The following is a 25,821-nucleotide window of genomic DNA, read 5'->3' as shown; positions in this document are numbered from 1 at the left end:
GTATATTTATTAAAAATTGTACCTTTTTATATGTCAGTTTGTATATTACTATCTTTATCAAAGGTTGTTATAATTGTGAACCGCTTGCCTGTTGTACTAAAAAATTTATATACAAATTGAAAGGAGATTTTTTATGTACATTCCTAAAATATTTAAAATGAAAAAACTAAAAGTTGCTTACGATGTAATACATAAAAACAGCTTTGCAACATTAGTTTCAATGCATGAAGATATACCTTTTGCAACACATCTACCACTACTTTTAAATAAAGAGAACACTTATTTATATGGTCATTTTGCTCTTCAGAACCCTCAGTGGAAAGATATTGAAAATAAATTAGTTTTAGCTATTTTTCATGGGCCGCATTGTTATATTTCTCCCTCTTGGTACGAGACCAACCAAGCAGTACCCACATGGAATTATGTGACTGTTCATGTCTATGGAGAATTCGAATTTATTGAGAATGAACATGAATTAATGGATTCCTTACATGACATGGTATTGAAGTATGAAGCTCCTAATAGTTCATATAAATTAAAAGATCTAGACACTACTTATCTCTCCGGGATGAACAAAGGTATTCAAGGATTCAAAATTAAAATTATCAAAATTGAGGGAAAAGAAAAGTTGAGTCAAAACCAACCATTACACAGACGAGAATTAATTGTTAATCAACTAGAAAAAATATCAAATGAAGATGAGCAAAATATTTCCTTTTTAATGAAGGAGAATTTAAAAAAGTAATCGTAATCTTATTGTTTTGATTTCCAATTCCAATTCTTTCAGCTGGAGGAATATTTATAAATATTTTTATTTCATATCAAAATGCAAATAGTAAAGGAGTAAAAAATGAAAAATCCTTTTGGTTCTTTTAGTGTTGCAATGGTTACGCCATTTTCTACTGATGGTAATCTGCATTTAGAAGGTATCCCATCATTAATTAATTATTATAAGAAGTACAATGTACCAGCATTGTTAATTAGTGGTTCTACTGGTGAACAACACTCTATGACTGTTGATGAACGTGTGTCTTTATACGGAAAAGTAAAAAAATACACAAAGCGTAAAGAACAGTTTCAAAATGAAGAGTCAATGGAACGATTCCGAGTCTCGTAATTTGAGCACTATAATTAACGCTTCGCCACGCGTTGCCACATCGGTTTTAATAAGGCACGTGCAGCATTAGTAGCGATGTTTGAGGAACTTGAAGCGTAAAATCAAACCTTCAAATACAGTTATTTTTGTACCAAAAGTGACGTTTTATCTGAAAAGGTTAAAAAGTCATTTACACAAAAACATTGATGGTACCTAAAAAATTCAAATAGAAAATAAAAAGGAGATAATATAATAACAACAATTCAAAATAAAAAAAGAAACATATAAAATTCCAGAAGAGGACGCAGAATTACTGAAAATTATGTCACATCTAGTAAGGATACAAATTGTAGAAGAATTAATGCGTCATAAAATCTGCAATGTAACACAGTTAACTGAACTATTACACATACCTCAATCTACTGTTTTGCAGCATTTATCAAAAATGAAAGGGAAGATCCTAAGTGGTTTAGAGATGTACTATCGTATCCAGAATTTCAAAGTTTGTCAGTTTGGAAAATTATTCCCGGAAATTTTAAAGTTTTTGCACCAGAACCAGTTCACAAGTGCAAGGGAACATTATAACAAAGCCGAGGAACTATTGAATCATATTCCGGATGAAATTGAACATGGTGAATTTTATTTTAAATTATCAACTTTCGATTACAAACGAATCTGAAACGTCATTTTTTTGAAATGGAAACTTTTTGTGTTGAAAATCATATATACTTTGTTTTCCAACACATCCAATTGAAAAGTCTGTAAAAAAAGTTGCACCAATGATTTTCACTACCCATTGCCATGTGTTTTCCTGTAAAAAATGGTGCGAAACATAGAGACATACCCATGTCCAAATAATGAGCCAGATTTCATATTCATCATAATTTCTTTGTTCTAACTTTTGTTCATGGAACGGATATACTTGGAGAAATAAAAAGGCTATCAGCAAAACTGACAGCCCAATTCCGAACATGATTATTCTTTATCACCTCATTTTTATTCACTTAAACCTCTTTATAGCGTTTCTGTAACAATTGTTGTACACGTGCCGCATACATTCTAAAATAAGGAATGTTTTGTGCGGCAACCTTTCCAAAATCCATTTGCATTAATGTTTCTTCTAACAGTGTATACTCTAATTTTAAGAATGTATCCCAAAATGCCATTCTTTCTGCATATTTCTACAAGAAAGAATTTTGTGAATACAATTTTATTTTTGGAGCTTTAAAATAAAGTCGCGACGTTTATAATAAGGTTTGACTGAAAATTTTAAGTTGATATACAGGGGTTTTTCTTGTTCAATAAACGGTTATATCTTGAATAAAGGAATTGTTAAAGTTTCTAAATTTTGGAATAATTATTATGAGAGGTAGTTTGGTAGAATAATCATTTCATAAAAAAGAGAAGTTAACTTTTTAAATATTTTCAACTTTATATAATCAACAATAAGAGGTACGCCTCTCTGATAATAATGTATCTCATATTAAATACAAAAATCATAAATGAGGTCATTGAATTATGAATGGACAAAATTTGAAGCGTAAAGAGCTAGATAAGGTATTAGATTTCTTAGAACAAAATAGGCTATTTAGCGGGGTGATATTATTATCTGAGGAAGGTAAAGCATTTTACAAGAGAGCAATTGGCAAGAGAAATAATTCAAGTCAACAGTCTCTTGATGCAGTATTCGAAATTGCCTCGATTTCGAAGAGCTTTACAGCAATGGCAATTATGATACTAATTGAGGAGAAAAAACTAGAGCTAGATGATAATCTTAAAAAGTTTTTCTCTTTTCTTTCTTATGAAAACATTACTATTAAAAATCTGTTAAATCACACTTCTGGACTTCCAGAGTACATGGAATGGTTTGAAAATCCAGCTAACTGGAATCCTAATAGAATTGCAACGAATAAAGATATAGTTGAATTTTTGAAAGTTGAGAAGCCCGAAGTGTTATTTCATGTGAATGAAAAGTGGGAGTATTGTAATACTGGTTATGTATTACTTGCAGAAATCATAGAAATGGTTGCTAAAATGGGGTACGGAGAGTTTTTACAGAAAAGAATATTTACACCTTTAAATATGTTCAATACATCAACACATTCACAATTTTTAAATAACGACATTGAAAATTTTTCGTTAGGTTTTATCTATGATTGGGAACAGGACTTGTATAGGCTTCCAAATGAAATGGAAGAACACAAGTATGTTTACTTCTTCGATGGTGTTAAAGGTGATGGAGGTATAAAATCCAACGTAGATGATATGCTGAAATGGGAGCGTGCTATTTATCATAATGACCTAGTATCAGAACAAACCAAGGAAAGTATTATAGATTCAGTTTTCATTAAAGGAGAAGCTGCGAATGGATATTGTCCATGTTTGCATGAAAATTCCGGGGGATATGGACTTGGTTGGAAAATAGAAAACCATCCTCAATATAAGAAGATTATTCTTCACGATGGATATTGGGCAGGTTATTATTCAGTTTTAATTAGTTATAAGGATAGTAACAAAGCTATAGTAATGTTAAATAACCTAGACTTTACGAATAACGAGTTAAACAAGATACCATATTTGTTAACTCTTACTTTAGAAAAGATTTTATTCGGTGAAAAAGTAGGGTTACAAGAGTTTGAGCAGCTAATAATGTCAAATCGTTAGAATAAGCAATTGGGATTATTTCGTTAAAGGGCAATTTGATTCTTTTAATGGAGCAATGATTATAAAAAATGTCAAAATCTTTTTAAAAGATACTTTTTCTTCCTGGAATTGAAAGTAAGAGGTGCAGCAATAGCAAATAAAAATATTCCAATCCAAACAATACTAATTATTTTCTTTTGTTTTTCAGTTGACATACTACCTCAGGTCTATGTTTTAATATTATTTCTATTTGGAATATATCGGTTTTTGTATTGAAATATTTTATTGTTTGTTTATTGAATTTTAATAGAAGGTTTTTGTTCGGATTTGAAGAATTATGGTGATATTTAATCGAATCAAGATAGGGTAAGGGAGGATAGCTTGTTATGAGCGCACATATAATAACCAAGGAACAAATTAGGCATTCATTAGACACTTAGTACCAATCAATGTTAAAACAGGATTTTGTTCAATCAAAATTATTACAAAGAAGAAATTGATTCTAAAATTAATCATATCGAAGAAGATTAAAACATATGGTTTTACTATTCATTATTAAATTTTAGGCATAAAGATTAATAGATAGCATGGAATATTTCTTATGATGAATTTGATAACATTATGAGGCACATTTAACATACTATTATCATTGTTAGACACAATTAACAATTGAGGTGCATTTTTTATTGAGATGTGCCAGCTTTTACCATGGAAAAAGAGGACGCTCATATGGCGTCCTTTATGGTGTATTCTTTTTATCTTTTAAACCCAAATGTTGTTTTAAAGCTTTTGCAAGTATTTCAGAGAAGTTAACATCTTGTTTAGATGCATATTCTTCCAACCAAGAAGGAAGTGTTACATTTTTTCGCTTATAAACTGTTGTATCTTTTCTTCTTAATGGTGGCATCCAAACATCAATTAAAATAGCATATTCGCCTTGTTCTAATTTTATATGTTCAATTGGTGTAGGATTTGGAATTGAATCGTTATCTTCTTCTATTCCAGATAAATGAAGTCCTAATGCTTCTCTACCTTCTTTTAAAGCATCTTCTTGTGTATCTGCAAAGGATATACAACCAGGAAGGTCTGGAAAGTAAATACCGTAACCATCTGAAGACTTTTCAAGAATAGCGGGATAAACGTAATAGTCTTTTTTCATAATTTGTTTTTATAACGATTTTTTGGTAATTAGGGAAGCGAGGGATGGTTTATAACCGATCCGCTTGCTTATAGATTGAGCGAAATGTACATTTTGGAATGTTTCACAGTCACTTTGCCAACCTTGGAAGGATGTTTGAACTGATGGTGGTTGTCTTCTATATTCACTAGAAAACATCCTTCCTTTTTTAATCTCTTAATTACTTCTCTACTAGAAATCGTTACTATCTCCTTTCAACTTTCTACAATTATTATAACGCGCATTGAAATGTGTATCAAATGTTAATGGATGTTGGTTATGTTGAAGCGCCTTGATAACTTTTGGATAAGACGTCTGCCATTTAAAACAGAAGGCATCAAATACTTCTTGTCCGGATTTTAGACAATACGCTGTATAAACGGTTTTGAAATTCTGACACACTTCTTGACGGTCTTCTACACGAACTTTGTGTGATAATTTTCGGGCTATATGGACTAAACAAGATTGACATTTCGCTCTTGGAAATATGTTTGAGATGGCATCTATCATGCCTTTTAAGCCATCTGAAATATCCTTTACATCACGCGATCTTTGCGTTCTTCTAAAAGCTCTTGCCAGTTATACGCTGATTCAGTTGGCGCAATCGTGTACGCAAGCACTTCTTTTGATCCGTTTTCACAAATACCAACAGCGATATAAATAGCTTCTTTTGACACCGTTTTACGACGTCATATGATATAGGTTGCATCTACCTACACGCATATATAGCGAGTAGGTAAAGGACGTTGATGAAACGTTTTAACTTGTTTAGAAACAGATTTTGTCATATTTGAAATCGTTTGAGGTGTGTAATGATGACGGTACATGTTCTTGATTAAATGTGCGATTTCTGTCATTGTAATTTCTTTTTTATCCCATTTGTATTTGGTTTTCCATGACTTAACGGTATTAACACTGACCTTATATTTTTCAACCAGATCCAATTTGCATACTTCCTCCTTACGGTAATTTCTTTATAAAATAAAAAAGCAGCGAATTCGCTACTTTAAATTCGTTTTATCCCCAAGAGAAATAATAGGTATATTCTCCTGTTATACTTTCATTAATTCCAATAATCTGAGTAAATCTCACATACTCCGCACCTTGCAGAAAATACATTACAATCATCATTGGCACTCGTGACCACATAAATTGATAAAACGCTTCTACTCTCTGCTTGGTTGAAACAATTAAATCATCCACAGGTCCAATATGCCATCTGGAAGTTCTAACTGAAGTAAAAGGAAGGTCTTTCCCATTAACAACTATTCTGGCCATACTTTGAGTTATATCCACATTAAGTCCTCCGCCATTACATAAAGTTGATTTCATACTCATATTTTTATAAATATTCTTGACTGTAATAAATGTTTAATGTAATCACCTTTTTTTGCTTTTATTCAAAAAATTTGCACTTTTTTGTACTTAACAGAATCGTATTTCAAAAAATCCATAACGAAAATGAATTTGTGCAGGGAAATGAATAATATATTCACAATCACTGCCTATAACGAAATTTGCGTTAACTGGCATGCCCTGAAAGGAAAAACTAGTTATTTCTTTGTTTTGATGTTATTTTTTGGTCTTCCATTCCTTTTTGTTTGGAATGCTAGCTCGTCGTGTGGGGGTGAAACTCTATGGTTTGGGGGAGTGAATAAAAAAGGAATATTAGAGAGTGTTGAAAAATTTCTGGGAGTGGAGAGAAGTTTGAACGGTTTGTAATGTATATAGGAGATTAAATGATAAATGTAAATCATATTCTTGAAAAAGTAAATCGAATTTCAAAGGATTCTAATTTAAAAATGAAGAATTTTTTTATGGTAAGTAGATTCGCTGGAGACAACCAAAGGCCACTTTATAACATTCATATTATGCACCCGTATGGCTATGAGCATATTGTACAATTTTGTCCTCGCTAAGCGCTTTCTGTGTATTAGTTACATGGCTAGAATTAAACGCAAATGTGAATGCAGCTGTTAATCCAATTAAGCTAAAAATTACTTTTTTCATTTTAAAGCCTTCTTTTCAAAGTTTTGTTCTTTTGCTAGATGGCTAAGATAAAAATAGTTACTTGCTTTTGAACAGTTATTGTCTTGATGGAATAAAACCACTAATTCTTTAGCCGATTCTTGTACATATTCATGTAGGTCTTCTCTATCAAAATACGAGATTTCTGTTTTCATTGCCTTTTTGAATTCGTCAGCAATTCCTTTTTGATTTAATTTTTCTGAAATTAGAAAGTGATGTTCATGCTTTCAGTGCCGTCGGGAATCCCCCAAGTCGCTTTTACATTCCTTAGCGTACAAAAATCAGGGTTTTCACTTTCTAGAAAATGTCTTAACGTGGGTTTTATGTCGTGTGGTTGGTGGGATCCCATGAACCAGTTATTATTCAAATTGCCTTCTTTCTAAACGATCAACAGCCTTACGTTTTTTATCTTTATTAATATTTGTATAGATACTAGTAACCTCGACTGAGGTATGACCAAGTTGATCACATAGCAATACTAAATCCTTGTTTTCTTTATAGTGATTCGTAGCATATGTATGGCGTAATTTATGGGACGGCGTTTCTCCTCAAATGCACTTGTATATTTCATCTCGTTACTAACATACACTTTTTTCTTTCACACTCCCCTTGAGTAAAATAAAAAACTACATGGAAAGATCAGCCTTTATATAAACATATACTCAAGTAGAACTTCCATAGTTGAGTTCTTCTAAGTGTTAAGGCGATTAGTGAGTGCACAAAATGGACATTTGAATAGGTAATGCTTTCTTAAAATAACCTTAGTTAAACTATAGGTTTAATAATACATAGAAAATGGATGCTATTATTTTCTAAAAACTTAAACCAAGTTTCGTTTAGAAAAGGGGGATATGAAAAATGTTTCAGAAGCTCAAGTTTTATTTAATGAGCATATTAATTAGTTCAATACTAGGTGGAATGATTATAGGCGCTAATTTCTTGGTCCATAACATTTATAATTTAATTGCAAGTAAAGAATATCATTTTAATATGTGGTCTTCTATTATTATATTTAATGTCGTATTTATTTTGAGTTTCTCGTACATGTTGAAGAAGGGGACGGATATACTTGTTAATGATTAAACCAATAGCAATTCTCGTAGGCGCTACCGTAATCTGGGTGGAGTCTTATTTGTTGTTAAGGAAAAAAAGAACAGTTCCGAAACGAAAAAGCAATGGATCGCTTCTTAAGTCGCGCAAATTTCATAACTTAAAGTGTAAGTTATGAAATTTGCGCATGGGGAGGGCTAGCTCTCCCAATAAAATCAATCTCTAGTAAGTACCGGAACTTCGAGGTATGAATTTTAATTTTAAACATATACATGTATAGAGTTTATTTCTATGGACAAGGAGTGAGTGGGGTGAACAGGGTAGGGAAGGTTGATTTTGTTTCTGGATTTGTACCGAGTCATAATCAGGGGTCTGTAGATTATACATCTGTAGATGTAGGGCATGTACATCAATGTTTAGATGTATCTTCTCCCCCAATTCAAACGCAGGATAGACATGTACATTATACAGAAGGTTATGTTGTATTTGAGGATGGGCATACTCATTACTATAAAGCGTACTCAGGGCCGGCGATTCCAGTTGGAAATGGAATGCATGTTCATTATTATGATTTTTATACAACAGAAGATAATGGTCATAAGCATCGTAAGCCTGCTCCGGGTAATAAATAATTAAGGAAAGCTTGCTGAGGTGTGAACGTTTTAAAACAATATATTTGGAAGTTTTTAAGTGGATGTTGAAAGGTATAGGAAATCATAATCTTTCATATATATCATGTTGGAATGGTGTTTTTAGGGGATAGGGGGGATTTTTATGACGAACGAGGAACAACAATCGATTCCTGGTCATTTTGTTATGGATACGCAGAGGGCGATGTTACTTCCGCCAGAATTGAAAGCTGCACCTTCTGAATCATTAACAGAACAATTATTTATTGAGAAATCGTTAACTGAAAATCGCTTTTGGCTAAGGATTATGAAGGAGCACGCACTTTTTCTTGGTGAAGGATTTAACCGAAAAGACACTAACTTAATTCAACAGGTGGATCAATTTTTTCATCTTTTTGATCGACATTTACAAAAAGCGTTTTCTATCCCTCAAACTGTTCAAGCAGTCAGGCAATTAAATGAAGAAAGTATCCAGCTCGTTTATGCATTTCGTAATTATAAAAGAAATCTTTTAATTTTAATTATTAATTGTAAAGTAAGTGGGTTTAACTTTCCGTTATTAGTAGATCATATTGCGCGAGAAGCAGAGTATTTTATACGAACACTTCAGAAATTTAATGAAGGGAAAATGGATCCAATTCAAGATGCGATCATTAGTGAAAATGTATTTTGGTTAAGAATTATGATGGAACATTCTCGTTTTATTGCCTCATTACTTGATCAATCAGAACGAAATTTAGTTCATACCGCTTTAAAATTTGGTGATGATTTCGAAGTTCTTCTTAGTCAAGCTAGAGATGTAGAATCAATGTTATATCAGAAACAACCAACATACCCCATTATCGGAAAGATGAATAAAGATAGTGAAAACGCTACAGTTGAATTGAGAAATTTCAAAAAAGCAGGATTGGAACTTATTCAAACATGTCAAATTCGCAATGTAATTAATCCGCTATTAGCGGATCATGTTGTAAGGGAGGCGGAGCATTTCTTATTTATGATTCATGTGTTAGAAGAAAGGTTGAAGCAAAAACAGGTGCAACAGTCGATGGGATGAGGGGTATACCAGTATGAACGATATATAGTAAGAAATATATTTATCAGGAGTTTCTCAAAACATGAAATTTTTAATATACAGTTACGAATAGTATTTTTAGTGAAAAACGGTAAGTCCTTCATTAAGGAATTATCGTTTTTTTTGAGGTGTTCTTTCGACCTATAATAATGGTCATGCAATATTCCTGTAAAATAGTCAACAGTACCTTGTAATAAATAGTAGTAAATGGTATATTATGGTTAGTGTAAGTACCTTGCATTAATTAGTACTGATAAAAAGGAGGATTGTCTTTGAACGTCCAGTTTAAGAAAGGTGTGCTGGAGCTTTGTGTACTGGCACTTGTTAAAAGAAAAGATTGTTATGGGTATGAACTTGTTCAAGAGATTTCTAATAAATTTTTAATATCAGAAGGTTCCGTTTATCCGTTGTTACGCCGATTAACGAAAGAAGGGTATTTTCAAACATATTTAAAAGAATCAACGGAAGGACCACCGCGTAAATATTATCAATTAACAGATCAAGGAGAAGAACAACTACATTTACTTGTAACGGAATGGCGTGATTTCGCTAAAGGGGTACAGGAAATTATTGAAGGGGTGTAATGATATGAATCAAGAGCAATTTCTTCAGGAATTATCAACACATCTTAGAAAGCTACCAGAAGAAGAAAGAAGAGATATTCTATATGACTATGAGGAACATTTTCGATTTGGGTTAGAGGAAGGGAAGACAGAAGCAGAAATTATAAAGGGACTTGGCTCGCCAAAAGCGATTGCAAAAGAGATGTTAGCCTTATATCGTTTTGATGAGATGAAAAAAGATCCGTCTGCATCAAATATAACAAGAGCTGTTACGTCGGTAGTTGGGCTTAGTTTATTAAACTTCATTATTGTATTAGGACCTTTAATTACAATTGTAAGTTTTATATTCTCACTGTGGATTGGAGGGATTTCCTCCGTTATAGCACCATTCCTAGTCGTGATTAAGATACTAACTGGCACTTTTTTATGGCTTGATATATTTGTTTCTATTACATTTTTTGGGATTGGATTATTAGTATGTATCGGTGCTTACTACTGTACAAAATGGTTTAAAAATCTTTGTATACGTTACGTCAATTGGAATCTCAAAATGATTAGAGGGGAAAAATAAGATGAAAAAAATAATGTTAGTAGCCATTGTTTGTATTGTAGTTGGCATTATTGGTATATCACAAACATATTCGGAGATGGTAGATGCGGCGGAGCAGAAAGAAACGGAAAAAGTTATAAAAAATGAGGCAATTAAAAATGTAGATATTGAATTAGATGCTGGAGATATTGTGATTCAAAAAGGAAAGGATTCTTCTTTCTATGTGAAACAGTCAGGAAATATTGAAAAACAAAGAGTGAGTGTTAATGAAGAAGGAGATGTTTTGGGAATAAAAGGGGAAACAAAAGAAGGATTTTTATTTGACTTTTCATTTTTATCTTCGGGGTTTAAAGCAACAAAGCTAACGGTTGTTGTTCCTGAGCGTACTTATCAAGAAATAAAAATGAAATCATCTGCAGGTGAGATTACAATAAGTGAGGTGAAGAGTGAACGTGTAGAAGCCTTAACTCTTGCTGGAGATGTTGCAATGGAGCGAGTGTCAGCAAAAACAGTAGAAGGCTCTTCAAAAGCAGGAGAAGTGGAAATAAACAGAACGAACGGTAAAGTCGTTGCCAAAACAGCTAGGGGAGATGTAAAGGTTATGGATCATGATGCAAAATACGATTTAGAAGCAAATTCAGAAGCGGGAGACATAGATATTCGTTTACTTGAGAAGCCTCAGAATGCAGTTGTGAGCGGTAAGACGTATGCAGGAGAAGTAGAAATTTTTCAAACAGAGGACAGGAATGTTATATTTGGCGATGGTAGTGTGAAAATCACAGGAAAAACAGCTGCGGGAGATGTTAGCATTCAAGTGAATTAAACATAGACAAGTGAAGATCATTTTCGTTTTATATAATGGAAAGGAAAGAACGTTAAAACGCGACTGTTCATGCAAAGTACAGATTTTTAGGGAAGATGCCAGAGACGTCACATTTAGAAATGACGGTGTGCAAATTGAGAGGAAAACAGCTATGGACGATGGTATAATTAACGTACATTAAAAAATAGACCATTTCGGTCTATTTTTTAATGTAGGTCACGATATACACCAATTACTTTTCCGATAACAGAAACGGTATTTAAAATAATTGGTTCTAAAGAAGAGTTTTCTGGTTGTAGACGGAAGTGATCTTTTTCTTTATAAAAGCGTTTAACTGTGGCTTCATTATCTTCTGTTAGAGCGACGACAATCTCACCATTGTTTGCGGAATGTTGCTGACGAACAACAACTAAATCTCCATCAAAAATACCAGCTTCAATCATACTATCTCCAGATATTCGTAGCATGAATACTTGATCAGCTCCAGCAATGATACTTGCAGGGAGTGGGAAATGTTCTTCCACACTTTCTACAGCTGTAATCGGTAATCCAGCTGTAACTTTTCCGACAATTGGTACTTGAACAACAGATTGTGTGCTAATTTCGATTCTTTCTTCTCCTAAAATTTCAATCGCTCTCGGTTTCGTTGGATCGCGTCGAATATATCCTTTCTCTTCTAGACGTGATAAATGTCCGTGCACTGTAGAACTAGAAGCAAGGCCGACTGCTTGACCAATTTCACGTACGGAAGGCGGGTAACCTTTTTCCTGTACTTTCAGTTTAATGAAGTCGAGAATGTCTTGCTGGCGTTTTGTTAACTTTTCCATTTTTTAACACCTCGTTTTTTCGTTTTTCTTATTCATAAGTATACCATGTGAAAAAACATTCTACAAACATAAGTTCGAACATGTAAGAGATTTATGCTAAACTAATAAAAAAATCAAAAAGAGGAAGAGGGTTTCAAATGAATGCAATCATTTATGCTCGTGTAAGTACAACGAAAGAGGCACAAGAAACATCATTGGCACGTCAAAAAGATGAATTGTTGCATTTAGCTGAGCGATATCAAATGAATGTTATAAAGGTAGTTGAAGAACAAGCAAGTGGTTACACGATTGAACGTGAAGGAATATTGGAAATATTAGATATAATACGGGACGAGCAAATTGAGGTACTTCTTATTCAAGATGAAACAAGGCTTGGCAGAGGAAATGCGAAGATTGCTTTAATGCATTGCTTATATAAAGAAGGAGTAAAAGTGTATACGCATACACATAACGGTGAATTGCAGCTGTCTGATTCTGATTCAATGGTACTTGATATTATTAGTATCGTGGAAGAGTATCAAAGGAAAATTCATAACTTAAAGATTAAACGTGGCATGAAAAGAGCGGTAGAAAGAGGATTTCGACCGGAGAAAAACTTGAAAAACCGACACTTGAGTACGGGGCGTGAGAAAAAAGAAGTGCCGATTGAAGAGATTGTTCGTTTGCGCCGCAATGAATTAACTTTTGAAGAGATTGCTGCGACACTTCGTGGATTTGGATATGATGTTTCTAAAGCTACTGTGCATCGCAGGTATGTGGAATATACGAAGCAATTGCTTGATAAACAAGACTAACTATTGTATGATAATAATCAGTTTTTAGTAGAAAGGGGATTCGAGATGCTAAGTCACGAACTCATTGAACGCATTAACTTCTTAGCGAGGAAAGCGAAGAATGAAGGTTTAACTGAAGAAGAACAACGGGAACGTCAATCGCTCCGTGAACAATATTTAAAAGGATTTCGCCAAAACATGTTAAACGAATTAAAAGGAATTAAAATCGTGAATGAAGAGGGGAAAGATATTACCCCAGCGAAATTAAAAGCGTTAAAAAAGAAAAATAATGTCAAGCTAAATTAAAAGATGGGGCAAGCCCATCTTTTTTATTTTCATAGAAATATATAGTGGTGTAGTTTCTTTAGATCTTCATTTTATTACCGTCCAGTTCTGATTGAGAGTTGCTTCAACCACTTTTCTTTTCAATATATAGTTTGCAATGATTTCAGACATATCAATCGGTATGTCTTTTATAACCGGTTTATTTTGATACATAAAGTAGTTCCCGCCACCGCTTGCCCGGTAATTATTCATAACAACATCATACTCATCCGTAAGAGAAAGAGGCTTTCCTTTGTAATGTAGGGAAACAACTCTTTCTCCAACTGGTTTTGAAATGTTTAGTATGTATGAAATACCTTCCCACATATCATAATTATAATGTTGTGGCTTTGGCTTGATATAGGCAGGGGTTACAACAATCTCTCCGGTTTCATTCAATGAGAAATATTCAGCAGATCGTTCAAGCGCTTCCAGAATATCTTGTCCTGTAATGCGAATGACTTTTAATGTGTTTGGATAAATGTAATTAGAAACAATATCGCGCATTGTAATCTCATTTGGGAATCCGGGAGATGCATTGTGAAATAAACTTGTACAAGAAATATCAACTTCAGCTACGTCCATTTGTACTTTATTGATAAATTCGATAAAAGGATGATCCTGTAAACGAACTTGCATCGGATCATGAACTTTCATATCGCCAACAATTGTACCAATTGGTTGATCAAGCCATTTTTGCGTTCGCTCTTCATAGTCAGATACGAGTGAAAGTAACGTATGATCTGCCGGAACATCTTCTACAGATAGCAGTTCAGAACGACATGTTTTGATGGTCCACCTACTATTATTTTGTTCCAATTCTATTTGAACTTTCCCTAATGAATGGCCATTACATCCAGGTTGTAACACAGTTACACCATTTATTGTTTCGTTTTCGATGAAGCGGTGTTGATGACCAGTTAGTAAGATATCGATTCCCTCTATTTCATGACACATGGCAAAACCTTGATTTTCCCCTGTTAAAGTTTCCGTTGGTGCGCCGGACTGTAAATCTCTTTCAAATCCACCGTGATAAGCTACAACTAATACATCAGGTGCTTCATGCTTATAAATAAAAGAAACCCATTTTTTTGTTGTTTCTAATGCGTCTTCAAACTGTAAATCTTGAATATGATGCGGTTGCTCCCAATTTGGAATGTAATGTGTTGTAACTCCTAAAATAGCGATTTTTATATTTGGTTCGATATGCTTGATCAAATAAGGCTTCCCAAAATAAGGTTTTTTTGTTCTTTTATCTAAAATATTTGCACAGAGATAAGGCATATTAGCATGTGAAACGGCTTTATTTAGTATGTCCATTCCGTAATTAAACTCGTGATTTCCAATAATGGCTGCATCATAGTGGATGTAGTTAGCAAGTATTGTCATCGGATTATCTTTATCACTTTCGTAAGTGGCATAGTGGTAAGTGAACGGTGTCCCTTGAATGAAGTCACCGTTGTCAATTACGATGACATGTTTATGCTGTGAACGCTCCTGCTGGATACGTGTTGCGATTTTTGCTAATCCAATTTCTGCGCTTTCGTTATTTCGGTAATGAAGTGGATAAACGGTTCCATGTATATCGCTTGTAAGTAGAATATTGACTTGTACAGTATGATGTTCTTTCAATCTCAATCATCCTTTTATATTATTTATACATTTATCATAACAAATAAATATAAATATGATTGTATATAATGTTTAGAATGTGTAAAGATTCTGTAAATAATACTTTGTGTTAGGAATTTTATGGTATATTTCTACGTGTTTACAGCTCGTCATTTTATGAATAAGAAAATGGAGGATTTCACATGTTAAAAAAAGTTTTCATGATGGGGGCGACGGCCATACTAGCAGCCAGTCTACTAAGTGGTTGTGGGACAAAGGAATCAAGTGCAACGAAGAGTGAAGAGAAGAAAAAAGGATATGTACCGAAAACATTAAATGTTCAGTTTGTTCCTTCACAAAATGCAGATACGTTAGAGGCGAAAGCAAAGCCGCTTGAAAAGTTGTTAAGTGATAAGCTCAATATTCCTGTTAAAGTTAGCGTTTCCACGAATTACAATACGATTGTCGAAGCGATGGCATCTAAACAGGTAGATGTAGGCTTTTTACCACCAACTGCCTACGTGTTGGCACATGAGAAGAAAGCAGCCAATGTCATATTACAGGCGCAACGATTTGGAGTAGACGATGAAACAGGTCAACCTACAAAAGATTTAGTAGACTTTTATAAATCTGAGTTTGTCGTGAAGAAAGAGTCAAATATTAATAGTATTAAAGATTTGAAAGGGAAAAAAATCGGATATCAAGATGTTACATCTTCTGCGGGATATGTTTGGCCAGCTGCAGTTTTAATGAAGGAAGAGATTGATCCATTAAAAGATGTGAAACCAGTTACATTAAAGGGACATGATCAGTCTATTATTGCTCTTTTAAACGGTGATGTTGACGCGGCAGTTGTATTCCAAGATGCTCGTAATATTGTTAAAAAGGATTATCCAGATGTATTTGATAAGACAAAAATTATAAAGTTCACTGAAAAAATTCCAAACGATACAATTGCGGTGCGTTCTGATTTAGATGCAGAATGGAGCAAAAAGCTGCAAGATGCCTTTATTGAAATTGGAAAAGATGAAGAAGGGCATAAAATTATAAAGGAAGTCTATTCACATGAAGGATATGTTAAGTCTGATGACAGTAAATTTGATATCGTTCGTGAATACGGAAAGAAAGTAAAAACACAGTAACTGAATAGGTGAACTGCCAATGTTGAATGGCCGACTAACGAAGCTGTAACGTAGTTTTTGTTAGTTAGCCGTTTTTCTGTTTCGTAAAACAAGTAGAAAGTAGGTAAGAAGTGTGATTGAGTTTCGAAATGTTTCGAAAATATATCCGAATGGTACAAGAGGTTTAAATAAGATCAACATAAAAATTCATACAGGCGAATTTGTTGTTATGGTTGGGTTGTCTGGTGCAGGGAAATCGACGCTCCTTCGTTCTATTAATAGGCTGCATGAAATTACAGAAGGTGAAATTATCATTGATGGACAATCGATTACGAAGGCGAAAGGAAAAGAATTACGACATATGCGCCGGGATATCGGAATGATTTTTCAAAATTTTAATCTCGTAAAACGGTCTACCGTGTTGAAAAATGTGTTGGCTGGGCGCGTTGGGTACCATTCAACATTGCGTACCGTATTGGGACTGTTTCCGAAAGAAGATGTAGAACTTGCATTTCGAGCGTTAGAGCGGGTGAACATTTTAGAAAAGGCATATATGCGTGCTGATGAGTTATCAGGAGGACAACAGCAACGCGTTTCAATTGCGCGAGCCTTGGCACAAGAAGCAAAAATTATTTTAGCTGATGAACCAGTTGCGTCGCTAGATCCCCTGACTACAAAACAAGTGATGGATGATTTGAAGCAGATCAATAAAGAGTTTGGGATTACTACAATTGTAAATTTACATTCGATTGAATTAGCGAGGGAATATGCTACGCGGATTATCGGGTTGCATGCAGGGGAAATCGTATTTGACGGGACGGTAGAGGAAGCGACAGATGAAACATTTGCTGAAATTTATGGATCTTCTATTGAGCGGCATGAATTGCTAGGAGTGGCGGCGAAATGAGAGATGTAACAATGACTCATACAAAAAACATTCCGAAGCCGCCGAAGAAGTTAAAGCACATATTCACAGTGACTTTAATGATTGTATTACTTTGGAGTAGCGGCATACAAGTGGATGCATCATTTATGAAGCTTATAACAGGCTGGCCGAATATGATCGATTTATTAAAGGAAATGGTACCTCCAGATTGGAGCTACTTTCAAGTCATTACGACTGCTATTTTAGAAACAATTCGCATGGCGATTATTGGTACAACTTTCGGAGCTATTCTATCTATTCCACTTGCTGTATTAGCAGCCAATAATGTGTTTACAACTGCTCTTTTATATGGCCCAGCTCGGTTTGTGCTAAATTTTATTCGGACGATACCAGATTTATTATTAGCAGCTATCTTTGTTGCGATTTTTGGAATTGGTCCGCTTCCGGGAATTTTCGCTCTTATCTTTTTTTCAGTTGGAATCATTGCTAAATTATTGTACGAATCGATTGAAGCAATTGATCTAGGTCCGTTAGAAGCGATGACAGCTGTAGGAGCGAATAAAATGCAATGGATTGTATATGGAGTGATGCCACAAGTAATGGCGCAATTTGTTTCCTATGTATTATATACGTTTGAAGTAAATGTGCGAGCAGCAGCTGTTTTAGGCTTAGTTGGTGCGGGTGGTATCGGATTATATTATGACCGTACACTTGGTTTTTTACAGTATCAACAAACGTCTTCTATTATTATTTATACACTTATTGTTGTGTTGTTAATTGATTATATAAGTACAGTATTACGGGAGAAATTATGATGAACAAACCTACAGTGATTGTGCCAAAACCGAAGCAAATGAGTTTATATCGTTGGATGATCTTTATTGCATTGATGCTCTTATATATATGGGCATTTTCAGGAATGCCTGTTGAGGGGATAAAAGATACAGCGGGACAAATTACAAAAGCGATTTTATCTGGGATCGTGAATCCAGATTGGACATATGTCTCTTTACCAGGTGGTGAAGATTTATTGCACGGTTTAGTGGATACATTAGCAATTGCCATATTAGGTACGTTTGTGTCTGCTTTTCTTTCTATCCCATTTGCATTTTGGGCAGCTAAAAATATGAATGCAGGGAAAGGAATGTCATCAATAGGAAAGTTTGTGCTTAGTTTTATTCGTACATTCCCTGAATTAGTTATGGCACTGCTATTTATAAAAGCAGTGGGACCAGGGTCTTTCGCAGGTGTTTTAGCATTAGGATTACATTCTATCGGTATGCTAGGGAAGTTGTACGCAGAGGGAATTGAAAATATAGAGAAGGGACCTATTGAAGCCTTGGTGACGAATGGAGCAAATCGTTTTCAAATCCTTTGGTATGCGGTATGGCCACAAGTATTACCCGACTTTTTATCTTATACGCTCTATCGTTTTGAGATTAATGTCCGATCTGCGGCGATTTTAGGTGTTATTGGGGCGGGCGGAATAGGTACACCACTTATTTTTGCATTAAGCTCAAGAAATTGGCCGAGGGTAGGAATCATTTTACTTGGAATTATTATTATGGTAATTATTGTTGATTTTCTTTCAAGTTCAATAAGAAAACGAATTGTATAGCAGTCGGATATGTATTGTTTCAGTATGCAGAAACAATACATATTTTTATAGGGGAAGAGGTAGGTGAAAAGATAAAAAATGAAGCAATAAGATATTTGTGTATAAATATACGGATAATTTATTTTATTTTTAATATAAAAACAAGGAAAAAGTATGACAGATTGAATGCCCATACATTCAAAGGATTGCGTTGTTTTTTTATAAAAAACAAAAAAACATCAACATATTTGTCGATACATGTTGTATAATCTTGCGTGGGAAGCTATCATATAAATGTATAAAACGTTTACTAATATAAGCGAAGGGAAGAATAGCATGTCACATTCAATCGAACAACTTTCTATCAACACGATTCGCACATTATCCATTGATGCGATTGAAAAAGCAAACTCTGGTCATCCAGGAATGCCAATGGGGGCAGCACCAATGGCTTATACATTATGGACTAAGTTTATGAAACATAATCCAAATAATCCAACTTGGTTTAACCGCGATCGTTTCGTATTATCTGCAGGTCATGGTTCTATGCTGTTATACAGCTTACTTCATCTATCTGGTTATGATGTAACAATGGATGATTTAAAGAACTTCCGTCAATGGGGAAGTAAAACACCAGGACATCCAGAATTCGGTCATACACCAGGTGTAGACGCAACAACTGGTCCACTTGGACAAGGTATTTCAACTGCTGTTGGGATGGCGATGGCAGAAAGACATTTAGCAGCGAAATATAATCGTGATGCATACAATGTTGTAGATCATTATACATACGCAATTTGCGGTGATGGTGATTTAATGGAAGGCGTGTCTGCTGAAGCATCTTCGTTAGCAGCACATTTAGGCTTAGGACGACTAGTTGTATTATATGATTCCAATGATATCTCATTAGATGGTGATTTAAATCGTTCATTCTCTGAAAGTGTAGAAGATCGCTATAAAGCATACGGATGGCAAGTAATCCGCGTTGAGGATGGCAATGATATTGAAGCAATTGCAAACGCAATTGAAAGCGCGAAAGCTGACGAAAAACGCCCAACGCTAATTGAAGTAAGAACAACAATTGGTTTCGGTTCTCCAAACAAATCAGGAAAATCAGCTTCGCATGGTTCTCCGCTTGGTAAAGATGAAACAAAATTAACAAAAGAAGCATACGCTTGGACTGCACAAGAAGATTTCCACGTACCAGCAGAAGTATATGAAAACTTCCGTAAAACAGTGCAAGATGTTGGTGAAAGAGCACAAGCTGAATGGAACACAATGTTCGGTGAATATGCAAAAGCATACCCAGAATTAGCAAATGAATTACAAATGGCGATGAAAGGTCTGCTTCCAGAAGGCTGGGAACAAAATCTACCAACTTATGAAGTAGGATCAAAAACAGCAACTCGTTCTTCTTCAGGTGCTGTTATTAATGCAATCGCAGAAGCTGTACCATCATTCTTCGGTGGATCTGCAGACCTTGCTGGTTCTAACAAAACATATATGAATAACGAGAAAGATTTTACAAGAGCTGATTACAGCGGTAAAAACATTTGGTATGGTGTACGTGAGTTCGCAATGGGTGCAGCAATGAACGGTATCGCACTTCATGGCGGTTTAAAAACTTACGGTGGTACATTCTTCGTATTCTCTGATTACTTACGCCCAGCAATTCGTCTTGCGGCATTAATGCAATTACCTGTGACATATGTATTCACGCATGATAGTATCGCTGTTGGTGAAGATGGTCCAACACATGAACCAATCGAACAATTAGCAGCTCTTCGTGCGATGCCGAATGTTTCTGTTATCCGTCCAGCTGATGGTAACGAATCTGTAGCGGCTTGGAGATTAGCTTTAGAATCTACAAAAACACCAACGGCATTAATTTTAACTCGTCAAGACCTTCCTACATTAGAAGGTGCAAAAGAAGATACTTATGAGAAAGTGTCAAAAGGTGCATATGTAATTTCTGCAAGCAAGAAAGAAACAGCTGATGTCATCTTACTTGCAACTGGATCTGAAGTAAGCTTAGCAATTGAAGCGCAAAAAGCGTTGGCGGCAGATGGTATAGATGCATCTGTTGTCAGCATGCCATCTATGGATCGCTTTGAAGCACAATCTGCTGAATACAAAGAATCAGTATTACCAAAAGCAGTAACAAAACGTTTCGCAATCGAAATGGGTGCTACATTCGGATGGCATCGTTACGTTGGTCTTGAAGGCGACATATTAGGTATCGATATGTTTGGTGCATCTGCTCCTGGTGAAAAGATTATGGAAGAGTACGGATTCACTGTAGAAAACGTTGTACGTAAAGTGAAAGAAATGCTTTAATAGCTTTGAAAAATCTCTCCGATATGGAGAGGTTTTTCTATGTAAATGACTGAATTCGACAGAAAAAGTTTTTTCTTTTTCCGTAGTCAGACAATCATTGCACATATTCTTCTATATAATGTAGAGAAAAAGATTGTCCAGATCGGGAGGAGAAAAATGAAAACGTATGAATTGTATTTAATTCAAGAAGATATTGCGAAGACATACTTTGGTCGTGAATCTTTGCTTTTTGATTTATTTGTTCGATTTTCAGAATCTGAATCCCTTTCGGAAAAAAAAGTACTATATAAGCAGATGATGTATATTACGATGCCTTTACAAGTCATAAAAATTCATCATAAATTAGAACAAGCTTTACACCATTTAGGGAAATATAATAGAACATATCATACACATATGCTGTATACAGGGACGGAATACGGAGAAATAATGGTGAAACCACAGTACATTCGAATGAATACCTCTGGAAATGTTTCAATGGAGACAACTTTTTTTGAGGTGCTCAGAAAATGTGAATTAACATTTTTAGCAATGGATTATGAAAATAAGAAGTATGGCTGGCTAAATCCTCTCAAGCAAGCACGAACATATGTATAAAAAATGTCGAATATCATCTTGTCTTATTGAAAAGGTTTTAGTACACTGTAAGGTAGACAACATGAAGGAGGAAAATATATGCCAATTTGGTCAGGTATTCTAGTTGGTGTAGTAGCATTACTAGCAGGCGTAGCGTTAGGTTTTTTTATCGCTCGTAAATATATGATGAACTACTTACAAAAAAATCCACCAATTAATGAACAAATGTTAAAAATGATGATGATGCAAATGGGACAAAAACCGTCTCAAAAGAAAATTAATCAAATGATGAGCGCGATGAACAAGCAAATGAAATAAGCGCGAAAAGGACATCCGGCACGGATGTCCTTTTCATTTGAAGGTACTAATTTTAAAAACTTTTAAAAATTCTGTATTTTTGATAAACTGAACACATCGCTTATTTTAAGAGAGGAGGATAACATGAAAGTATTTTTTAAGTTAGCTTGGTTTTTTAAACAAGAAAAGCGAGCGTACATAACGGGAATTATTTTATTATTTGGAGTAGCATTATTAGAGCTTGTGGCACCAAAAGTAATTGGAATTATTGTTGATGAGATTAATAATCAAACATTAACTGCCGAAAAGTTATTACAATGGGTTGGGCTTTTAATCATTGTTGGAATTACAATGTATATATTACGTTATATATGGCGTATTATGATTTTCGGTTCTTCTTTAAAATTAGCACGTCAATTGAGGAGTAGGTTATATGAACACTTTACAAATATGAGCCCTTCGTTTTATCAATCGCATCGTACAGGTGATTTAATGGCTCATGCGACAAATGATATTCAAGCGATTCAACAAACAGCTGGCTCTGGTGTATTGACACTTGTTGACTCTCTAGCTGTAGGAGGGTGTGTATTAATGGCAATGGGGTTTACGATTAGCTGGAAGTTAACGTTAATTAGCCTCCTTCCTATGCCAATTGTAGCAATTTCTACAAATTATTATGGTACATTGTTACATAGACGATTTCATAAAGCACAACAAGCATTTTCGGAAATTAACGATAAAGTACAAGAAAGTATGAGTGGGGTGAAGGTAATTCGCTCACTTGGTCAAGAAAAAGAAGACTTACAAGCATTTCGAAAAAAGTCAGAAGATGTAGTATATAAAAATATGTTAGTTGCTCGTATTGATTCATTGTTTGATCCAACAATTGCCCTTATTGTTGGTTTTTCATTTCTAATCGCAGTTTGTTACGGATCACTTTTAGTTGTGCGGGGAGAATTGACAGTAGGTGGGTTAATTACTTTTACAACATATTTAGGAACTCTCGTTTGGCCGATGTTAGCGTTTGGTTGGCTTTTTAATATTATGGAACGCGGGCGAGCGTCATATGATCGCGTTGAAAAAATTTTATCTCAAACTTCAGCTGTCGTGAATAAAGAGGATGCAATACAGCGTGTAGCGAGCGGTGATGTATCATTTGCAATCGATACATTTTCTTATAAGAAAAATGAAGTGTTGAATTTGAAAGATATTCATTTTGAATTGAAAAAGGGAGAAACATTAGGCGTTGTTGGCCGAACAGGTGCGGGAAAAACGACGTTATTAAAATGTCTGATTAGAGAGTATGATCATTTTAATGGTGAATTAAAAATTGGAAATCAAGATATTCGCAATATGACACTTCATAGTGTTAGGGCGGCTATTTCTTATGTTCCGCAAGACCATTTCTTATTTTCAACAAGCATAGGAGAAAATATTGCATTTGGAAAAACAAATGCGTCATATAAGGAAATTGTGCGTGCTGCTGAAATTGCATGTATTCATGATGATATTGTTCAATTTCCTGAAGGGTATGATACAGTAGTAGGGGAAAGAGGAGTTTCTTTATCAGGTGGGCAAAAACAGCGAATTTCTATTGCGCGTGCATTATTAACAGATGCTGAAATTTTAATTTTAGATGATTGTTTATCTGCGGTAGATGCCAAGACTGAGGAAAACATTTTAACAGCTTTAAAACGAGAAAGAGCACAAAAAACAACGATTATAACAGCACATCGGTTAAGTGCGATTCAACATGCCGATCTTATTCTTGTTATAGATGAAGGAAAGATTGTAGAGAGAGGGACGCATGAACAATTGATGAAGCAAACGGGGTGGTATAAAGAGATGTATGAAAGTCAACAGTTAGAGGCGCTAGTTGAGAAAGGAGGCATATAATGGCTGAGAAAAAGAGAAGTGACTTATGGCGATTACTTTCTTATATGAAACCATATAAAGGGTTGTTATCACTAGCGTTTCTATTTTTAGTTGGTGCAACGGTTACTGAAATGATGGGGCCATTTTTAATTAAACAATTTCTAGATGAACACTTAGTTCCACGTAATTTTGAACAATCGGCATTAATAACGTTATTTGTTATATATATGGTCGCCCATTTATTAAAAGTTTTATTTACGTATTTAAACCTATTATACTTTCAAAATATTGCATTTAAAATTGTGCAAGATATGCGTGTAGAAGTATATGAACATGTGCAAAAGCTGTCGCTAAGTTTTTTTGATCGTACCCCAATTGGGACACTTGTATCGCGCATAACGAATGATACAGAAGCAATTAAAGATTTTTATGTGAGTGTATTATCGACGTTTGTGAAAAATATTGTATTTTTAATTGGAATATTAGTAGCAATGTTTTTGCTGGATGTAAAACTAGCTTTATGTTCTCTTATCATGATTCCAATTATGGTGACGATTATGGCAGTATATCGCCGGAAAAGTTCAGCTTTTTATTTAGAATTACGCAGTCAACTTAGTATTTTAAATGCGAAGTTAAATGAATCGATTCAAGGTATGAATATTGTGCAAGTATTCCGGCAAGAAAGACGGATGAGAAAAGAGTTTGAAGAGATAAATGGTAAGCATTATAATGCTGGTCGCCGAACGTTAAAGTTAGATGCATTGCTTTTACGTCCAGCAACAGATCTTGTGCACATTATGGCAATTGCATTCGTACTTGCATTGTTTGGGATTCATGCATTGAATAGTCCTGTTGAAGTTGGAGTATTATATGCTTTTGTTAACTATATTCACCGTTTCTTTCAACCTGTAAATGAAATGATGATGAAGCTTTCGTTCTTTCAACAAGCACTCGTTTCATCTTCCCGTGTGTTTCATTTAATGGATGAAAATGATTTGGCACCCGTTCAACAAGGGAATGAAAAGCCACAAGTGCATGAAGGGGAAATTGAGTTTCAAAATGTTACTTTTTCTTATGATGGGAAGCGAGATGTGTTAAAGAATGTGTCGTTTCATGTGAAGCCTGGACAAACGGTTGCTTTTGTTGGGCACACTGGTAGTGGAAAAAGTACCATTATGAACTTATTGATGAGATTTTATCACATTAAGTCAGGAAGTATTCGAATAGATGGTGTAAATTTAGAAGAATTTGAGGAACAGGAAATTCGACAAAAGATTGGTCTTGTTTTGCAAGATGCATTTTTATTTGTTGGAAATGTGAAGCAAAATATTCGTATGTATGATGAAAGTATTACGGATGAAGAAGTAGAAGCAGCAGCCCGCTTCGTTCAAGCGAATACGTTTATTGAAAAGTTGCCAGGGCAGTATCATACAGAAGTAGTGGAACGGGGTACGGCTTTCTCGAGTGGGCAAAGACAATTGATTGCTTTCGCAAGAACAATTGCAACGAATCCGAAAGTACTTGTATTAGATGAAGCGACAGCAAATATTGATACGGAAACAGAAGAAGCAATTCAAACAGCATTGCAGCGTATGCGTAAAGGAAGAACTACAATTGCGATTGCGCACCGATTGTCCACGATCCAAGATGCCGATCAAATATTTGTAATGCATGAAGGAGAAATTGTCGAACGAGGAACACATCAAGAACTGCTAAGTAAGCAAGGACTCTACTATAATATGTATTTGCTTCAGAATAAAGGAAGTCTGCAAAAAGCCTTGTAGTAGCAAGGCTTTTTGCAATTTTATCCCGCTATTTTAGGGCAGTAAGACTCCCGCCTCAAGATTTAGGGAGAAGCAAGGAAGATAGGTGGGAGTAGGGCTGCCCGTAACAGCTCGATTGGTGAGGGCTCATAATCAGTGGGGATGAAGAAAGCCCCCACTGATTAAAGTTTCACTTTATA

Annotated in this window: 29 protein-coding genes and 4 pseudogenes; 21 read left to right on the top strand and 12 right to left on the bottom strand. The window is 34.8% G+C overall.

The genetic code is table 11. The annotated features are described in order from the left end of the window. Positions 1 to 133 precede the first annotated feature (133 nt). The 3 genes and pseudogenes from BCER98_RS12005 to BCER98_RS23125 form a co-directional block, all read left to right on the top strand. Complete coding sequence (locus tag BCER98_RS12005; protein ID WP_012094804.1) at positions 134 to 745, top strand: FMN-binding negative transcriptional regulator; 612 nt, start codon at positions 134 to 136, stop codon at positions 743 to 745. A gap of 105 nt (positions 746 to 850) precedes the next feature. Further along, positions 851 to 1,216, top strand: a pseudogene (locus tag BCER98_RS23395) (dihydrodipicolinate synthase family protein). Positions 1,217 to 1,418: 202 nt separating this feature from the next. Then, a pseudogene (locus tag BCER98_RS23125) lies at positions 1,419 to 1,607 on the top strand (ArsR family transcriptional regulator); the annotation flags it as partial. 141 nt (positions 1,608 to 1,748) lie between these two features. Here the strand turns inward: BCER98_RS23125 and BCER98_RS11990 are convergent. Both BCER98_RS11990 and BCER98_RS22565 read right to left on the bottom strand, forming a co-directional pair. Further along, entirely contained in the window at positions 1,749 to 2,075 is a 327-nt protein-coding gene (locus BCER98_RS11990; RefSeq protein WP_048723355.1) for a hypothetical protein, read from the bottom strand. Between the two features lie 25 nt (positions 2,076 to 2,100). Beyond that, positions 2,101 to 2,262 carry a hypothetical protein gene (locus BCER98_RS22565; protein WP_012094800.1) on the bottom strand — a complete coding sequence of 54 codons (162 nt, stop codon included), beginning with the start codon at positions 2,260 to 2,262 and terminating at the stop codon, positions 2,101 to 2,103. 352 nt (positions 2,263 to 2,614) lie between these two features. On the opposite strand from BCER98_RS22565, the gene BCER98_RS11985 reads away from it, so the two are divergent. After that, complete coding sequence (locus BCER98_RS11985; protein WP_012094799.1) at positions 2,615 to 3,760, top strand: serine hydrolase domain-containing protein; 1,146 nt, start codon at positions 2,615 to 2,617, stop codon at positions 3,758 to 3,760. A gap of 718 nt (positions 3,761 to 4,478) precedes the next feature. Here the strand turns inward: BCER98_RS11985 and BCER98_RS11980 are convergent. The 8 genes and pseudogenes from BCER98_RS11980 to BCER98_RS21190 form a co-directional block, all read right to left on the bottom strand. Then, positions 4,479 to 4,898, bottom strand: coding sequence for a type II toxin-antitoxin system HicB family antitoxin (locus BCER98_RS11980; RefSeq protein ID WP_012094798.1), 420 nt, complete (start codon positions 4,896 to 4,898; stop codon positions 4,479 to 4,481). 68 nt (positions 4,899 to 4,966) lie between these two features. Then, the gene (locus BCER98_RS21205) at positions 4,967 to 5,098 is read right to left on the bottom strand and encodes a type II toxin-antitoxin system HicA family toxin (protein ID WP_256941498.1); all 132 of its coding nucleotides are present in this window, start codon (positions 5,096 to 5,098) and stop codon (positions 4,967 to 4,969) included. A gap of 10 nt (positions 5,099 to 5,108) precedes the next feature. Beyond that, positions 5,109 to 5,426 (bottom strand): transposase, encoded by a 318-nt coding sequence (locus tag BCER98_RS23730; protein ID WP_049759255.1) that lies wholly within the window; start codon positions 5,424 to 5,426, stop codon positions 5,109 to 5,111. Between the two features lie 26 nt (positions 5,427 to 5,452). After that, positions 5,453 to 5,773: pseudogene (locus BCER98_RS23725) on the bottom strand (transposase). A 160-nt stretch (positions 5,774 to 5,933) separates the two neighbouring features. Beyond that, a complete protein-coding gene (locus BCER98_RS11970) occupies positions 5,934 to 6,254 on the bottom strand; it encodes a hypothetical protein (protein WP_012094796.1) in 321 nt (106 codons plus the stop codon). Positions 6,255 to 6,785: 531 nt separating this feature from the next. Then, positions 6,786 to 6,926: a hypothetical protein gene (locus BCER98_RS22560; protein ID WP_012094794.1), complete on the bottom strand. Its 141-nt coding sequence runs from the start codon at positions 6,924 to 6,926 to the stop codon at positions 6,786 to 6,788. Beyond that, the gene (locus BCER98_RS21195; protein WP_012094793.1) at positions 6,923 to 7,099 is read right to left on the bottom strand and encodes a hypothetical protein; all 177 of its coding nucleotides are present in this window, start codon (positions 7,097 to 7,099) and stop codon (positions 6,923 to 6,925) included. The genes BCER98_RS22560 and BCER98_RS21195 overlap by 4 nt, the downstream gene beginning before the upstream one ends. A 204-nt stretch (positions 7,100 to 7,303) precedes the next feature. Next, positions 7,304 to 7,512, bottom strand: a pseudogene (locus BCER98_RS21190) (tyrosine-type recombinase/integrase); the annotation flags it as partial. A 290-nt stretch (positions 7,513 to 7,802) separates the two neighbouring features. Here BCER98_RS21190 and BCER98_RS11960 point away from each other — a divergent pair. From BCER98_RS11960 to BCER98_RS11935, 6 genes are all read left to right on the top strand, one after another. Next, positions 7,803 to 8,027, top strand: coding sequence for a hypothetical protein (locus BCER98_RS11960; RefSeq protein ID WP_041809877.1), 225 nt, complete (start codon positions 7,803 to 7,805; stop codon positions 8,025 to 8,027). A gap of 278 nt (positions 8,028 to 8,305) precedes the next feature. Next, positions 8,306 to 8,626 (top strand): YmaF family protein, encoded by a 321-nt coding sequence (locus BCER98_RS11955; RefSeq protein ID WP_012094791.1) that lies wholly within the window; start codon positions 8,306 to 8,308, stop codon positions 8,624 to 8,626. A 142-nt stretch (positions 8,627 to 8,768) separates the two neighbouring features. Beyond that, positions 8,769 to 9,680: a DUF2935 domain-containing protein gene (locus BCER98_RS11950; protein WP_012094790.1), complete on the top strand. Its 912-nt coding sequence runs from the start codon at positions 8,769 to 8,771 to the stop codon at positions 9,678 to 9,680. Between the two features lie 290 nt (positions 9,681 to 9,970). Further along, positions 9,971 to 10,282 (top strand): PadR family transcriptional regulator, encoded by a 312-nt coding sequence (locus BCER98_RS11945; protein ID WP_012094789.1) that lies wholly within the window; start codon positions 9,971 to 9,973, stop codon positions 10,280 to 10,282. Between the two features lie 4 nt (positions 10,283 to 10,286). Then, positions 10,287 to 10,832 (top strand): DUF1700 domain-containing protein, encoded by a 546-nt coding sequence (locus tag BCER98_RS11940; protein WP_012094788.1) that lies wholly within the window; start codon positions 10,287 to 10,289, stop codon positions 10,830 to 10,832. 1 nt (position 10,833) lies between these two features. Further along, complete coding sequence (locus BCER98_RS11935) at positions 10,834 to 11,634, top strand: DUF4097 family beta strand repeat-containing protein (protein ID WP_012094787.1); 801 nt, start codon at positions 10,834 to 10,836, stop codon at positions 11,632 to 11,634. 206 nt (positions 11,635 to 11,840) lie between these two features. Here BCER98_RS11935 and lexA read toward each other — a convergent pair whose 3' ends face one another. Next, a complete protein-coding gene (gene lexA, locus BCER98_RS11930) occupies positions 11,841 to 12,461 on the bottom strand; it encodes a transcriptional repressor LexA (RefSeq protein WP_012094786.1) in 621 nt (206 codons plus the stop codon). 137 nt (positions 12,462 to 12,598) lie between these two features. Here lexA and BCER98_RS11925 point away from each other — a divergent pair, with 137 nt between their 5' ends. Further along, positions 12,599 to 13,255 (top strand): YneB family resolvase-like protein, encoded by a 657-nt coding sequence (locus BCER98_RS11925; RefSeq protein WP_012094785.1) that lies wholly within the window; start codon positions 12,599 to 12,601, stop codon positions 13,253 to 13,255. A 45-nt stretch (positions 13,256 to 13,300) separates the two neighbouring features. Next, on the top strand, positions 13,301 to 13,540 hold the full coding sequence (locus BCER98_RS11920) for a DUF896 domain-containing protein (RefSeq protein ID WP_012094784.1): 240 nt from the start codon (positions 13,301 to 13,303) through the stop codon (positions 13,538 to 13,540). A gap of 66 nt (positions 13,541 to 13,606) precedes the next feature. Here the strand turns inward: BCER98_RS11920 and BCER98_RS11915 are convergent, their stop codons facing one another. Then, positions 13,607 to 15,190, bottom strand: coding sequence for a bifunctional metallophosphatase/5'-nucleotidase (locus BCER98_RS11915; protein WP_012094783.1), 1,584 nt, complete (start codon positions 15,188 to 15,190; stop codon positions 13,607 to 13,609). Positions 15,191 to 15,372: 182 nt separating this feature from the next. Here BCER98_RS11915 and BCER98_RS11910 point away from each other — a divergent pair, with 182 nt between their 5' ends. From BCER98_RS11910 to BCER98_RS11870, 9 genes are all read left to right on the top strand, one after another. Further along, complete coding sequence (locus BCER98_RS11910; protein ID WP_012094782.1) at positions 15,373 to 16,311, top strand: phosphate/phosphite/phosphonate ABC transporter substrate-binding protein; 939 nt, start codon at positions 15,373 to 15,375, stop codon at positions 16,309 to 16,311. A gap of 112 nt (positions 16,312 to 16,423) precedes the next feature. Continuing rightward, a complete protein-coding gene (gene phnC / locus BCER98_RS11905) occupies positions 16,424 to 17,197 on the top strand; it encodes a phosphonate ABC transporter ATP-binding protein (protein WP_012094781.1) in 774 nt (257 codons plus the stop codon). Beyond that, positions 17,194 to 17,991 carry a phosphonate ABC transporter, permease protein PhnE gene (gene phnE / locus BCER98_RS11900; RefSeq protein WP_012094780.1) on the top strand — a complete coding sequence of 266 codons (798 nt, stop codon included), beginning with the start codon at positions 17,194 to 17,196 and terminating at the stop codon, positions 17,989 to 17,991. Before phnC ends, phnE (BCER98_RS11900) begins: the two co-directional genes overlap by 4 nt. Continuing rightward, positions 17,991 to 18,794 (top strand): phosphonate ABC transporter, permease protein PhnE, encoded by an 804-nt coding sequence (gene phnE / locus BCER98_RS11895; protein ID WP_041809874.1) that lies wholly within the window; start codon positions 17,991 to 17,993, stop codon positions 18,792 to 18,794. The genes phnE (BCER98_RS11900) and phnE (BCER98_RS11895) overlap by 1 nt, the downstream gene beginning before the upstream one ends. A 315-nt stretch (positions 18,795 to 19,109) precedes the next feature. Next, positions 19,110 to 21,110: a transketolase gene (gene tkt / locus BCER98_RS11890; RefSeq protein WP_012094778.1), complete on the top strand. Its 2,001-nt coding sequence runs from the start codon at positions 19,110 to 19,112 to the stop codon at positions 21,108 to 21,110. 156 nt (positions 21,111 to 21,266) lie between these two features. Then, positions 21,267 to 21,707, top strand: coding sequence for a sporulation inhibitor of replication protein SirA (sirA, locus tag BCER98_RS11885; protein WP_012094777.1), 441 nt, complete (start codon positions 21,267 to 21,269; stop codon positions 21,705 to 21,707). 78 nt (positions 21,708 to 21,785) lie between these two features. Continuing rightward, entirely contained in the window at positions 21,786 to 22,004 is a 219-nt protein-coding gene (locus tag BCER98_RS11880) for a YneF family protein (protein ID WP_012094776.1), read from the top strand. 123 nt (positions 22,005 to 22,127) lie between these two features. Beyond that, positions 22,128 to 23,879: an ABC transporter transmembrane domain-containing protein gene (locus BCER98_RS11875; protein ID WP_012094775.1), complete on the top strand. Its 1,752-nt coding sequence runs from the start codon at positions 22,128 to 22,130 to the stop codon at positions 23,877 to 23,879. Continuing rightward, entirely contained in the window at positions 23,879 to 25,642 is a 1,764-nt protein-coding gene (locus BCER98_RS11870; RefSeq protein ID WP_012094774.1) for an ABC transporter ATP-binding protein, read from the top strand. The genes BCER98_RS11875 and BCER98_RS11870 overlap by 1 nt, the downstream gene beginning before the upstream one ends. Positions 25,643 to 25,821: the final 179 nt, after the last annotated feature.

Source organism: Bacillus cytotoxicus NVH 391-98 (genome assembly GCF_000017425.1).
GTDB lineage: Bacteria > Bacillota > Bacilli > Bacillales > Bacillaceae_G > Bacillus_A > Bacillus_A cytotoxicus.
Note: the sequence above shows the minus strand (reverse complement) of the source record. Positions and strands in the feature narration are given on the sequence as shown.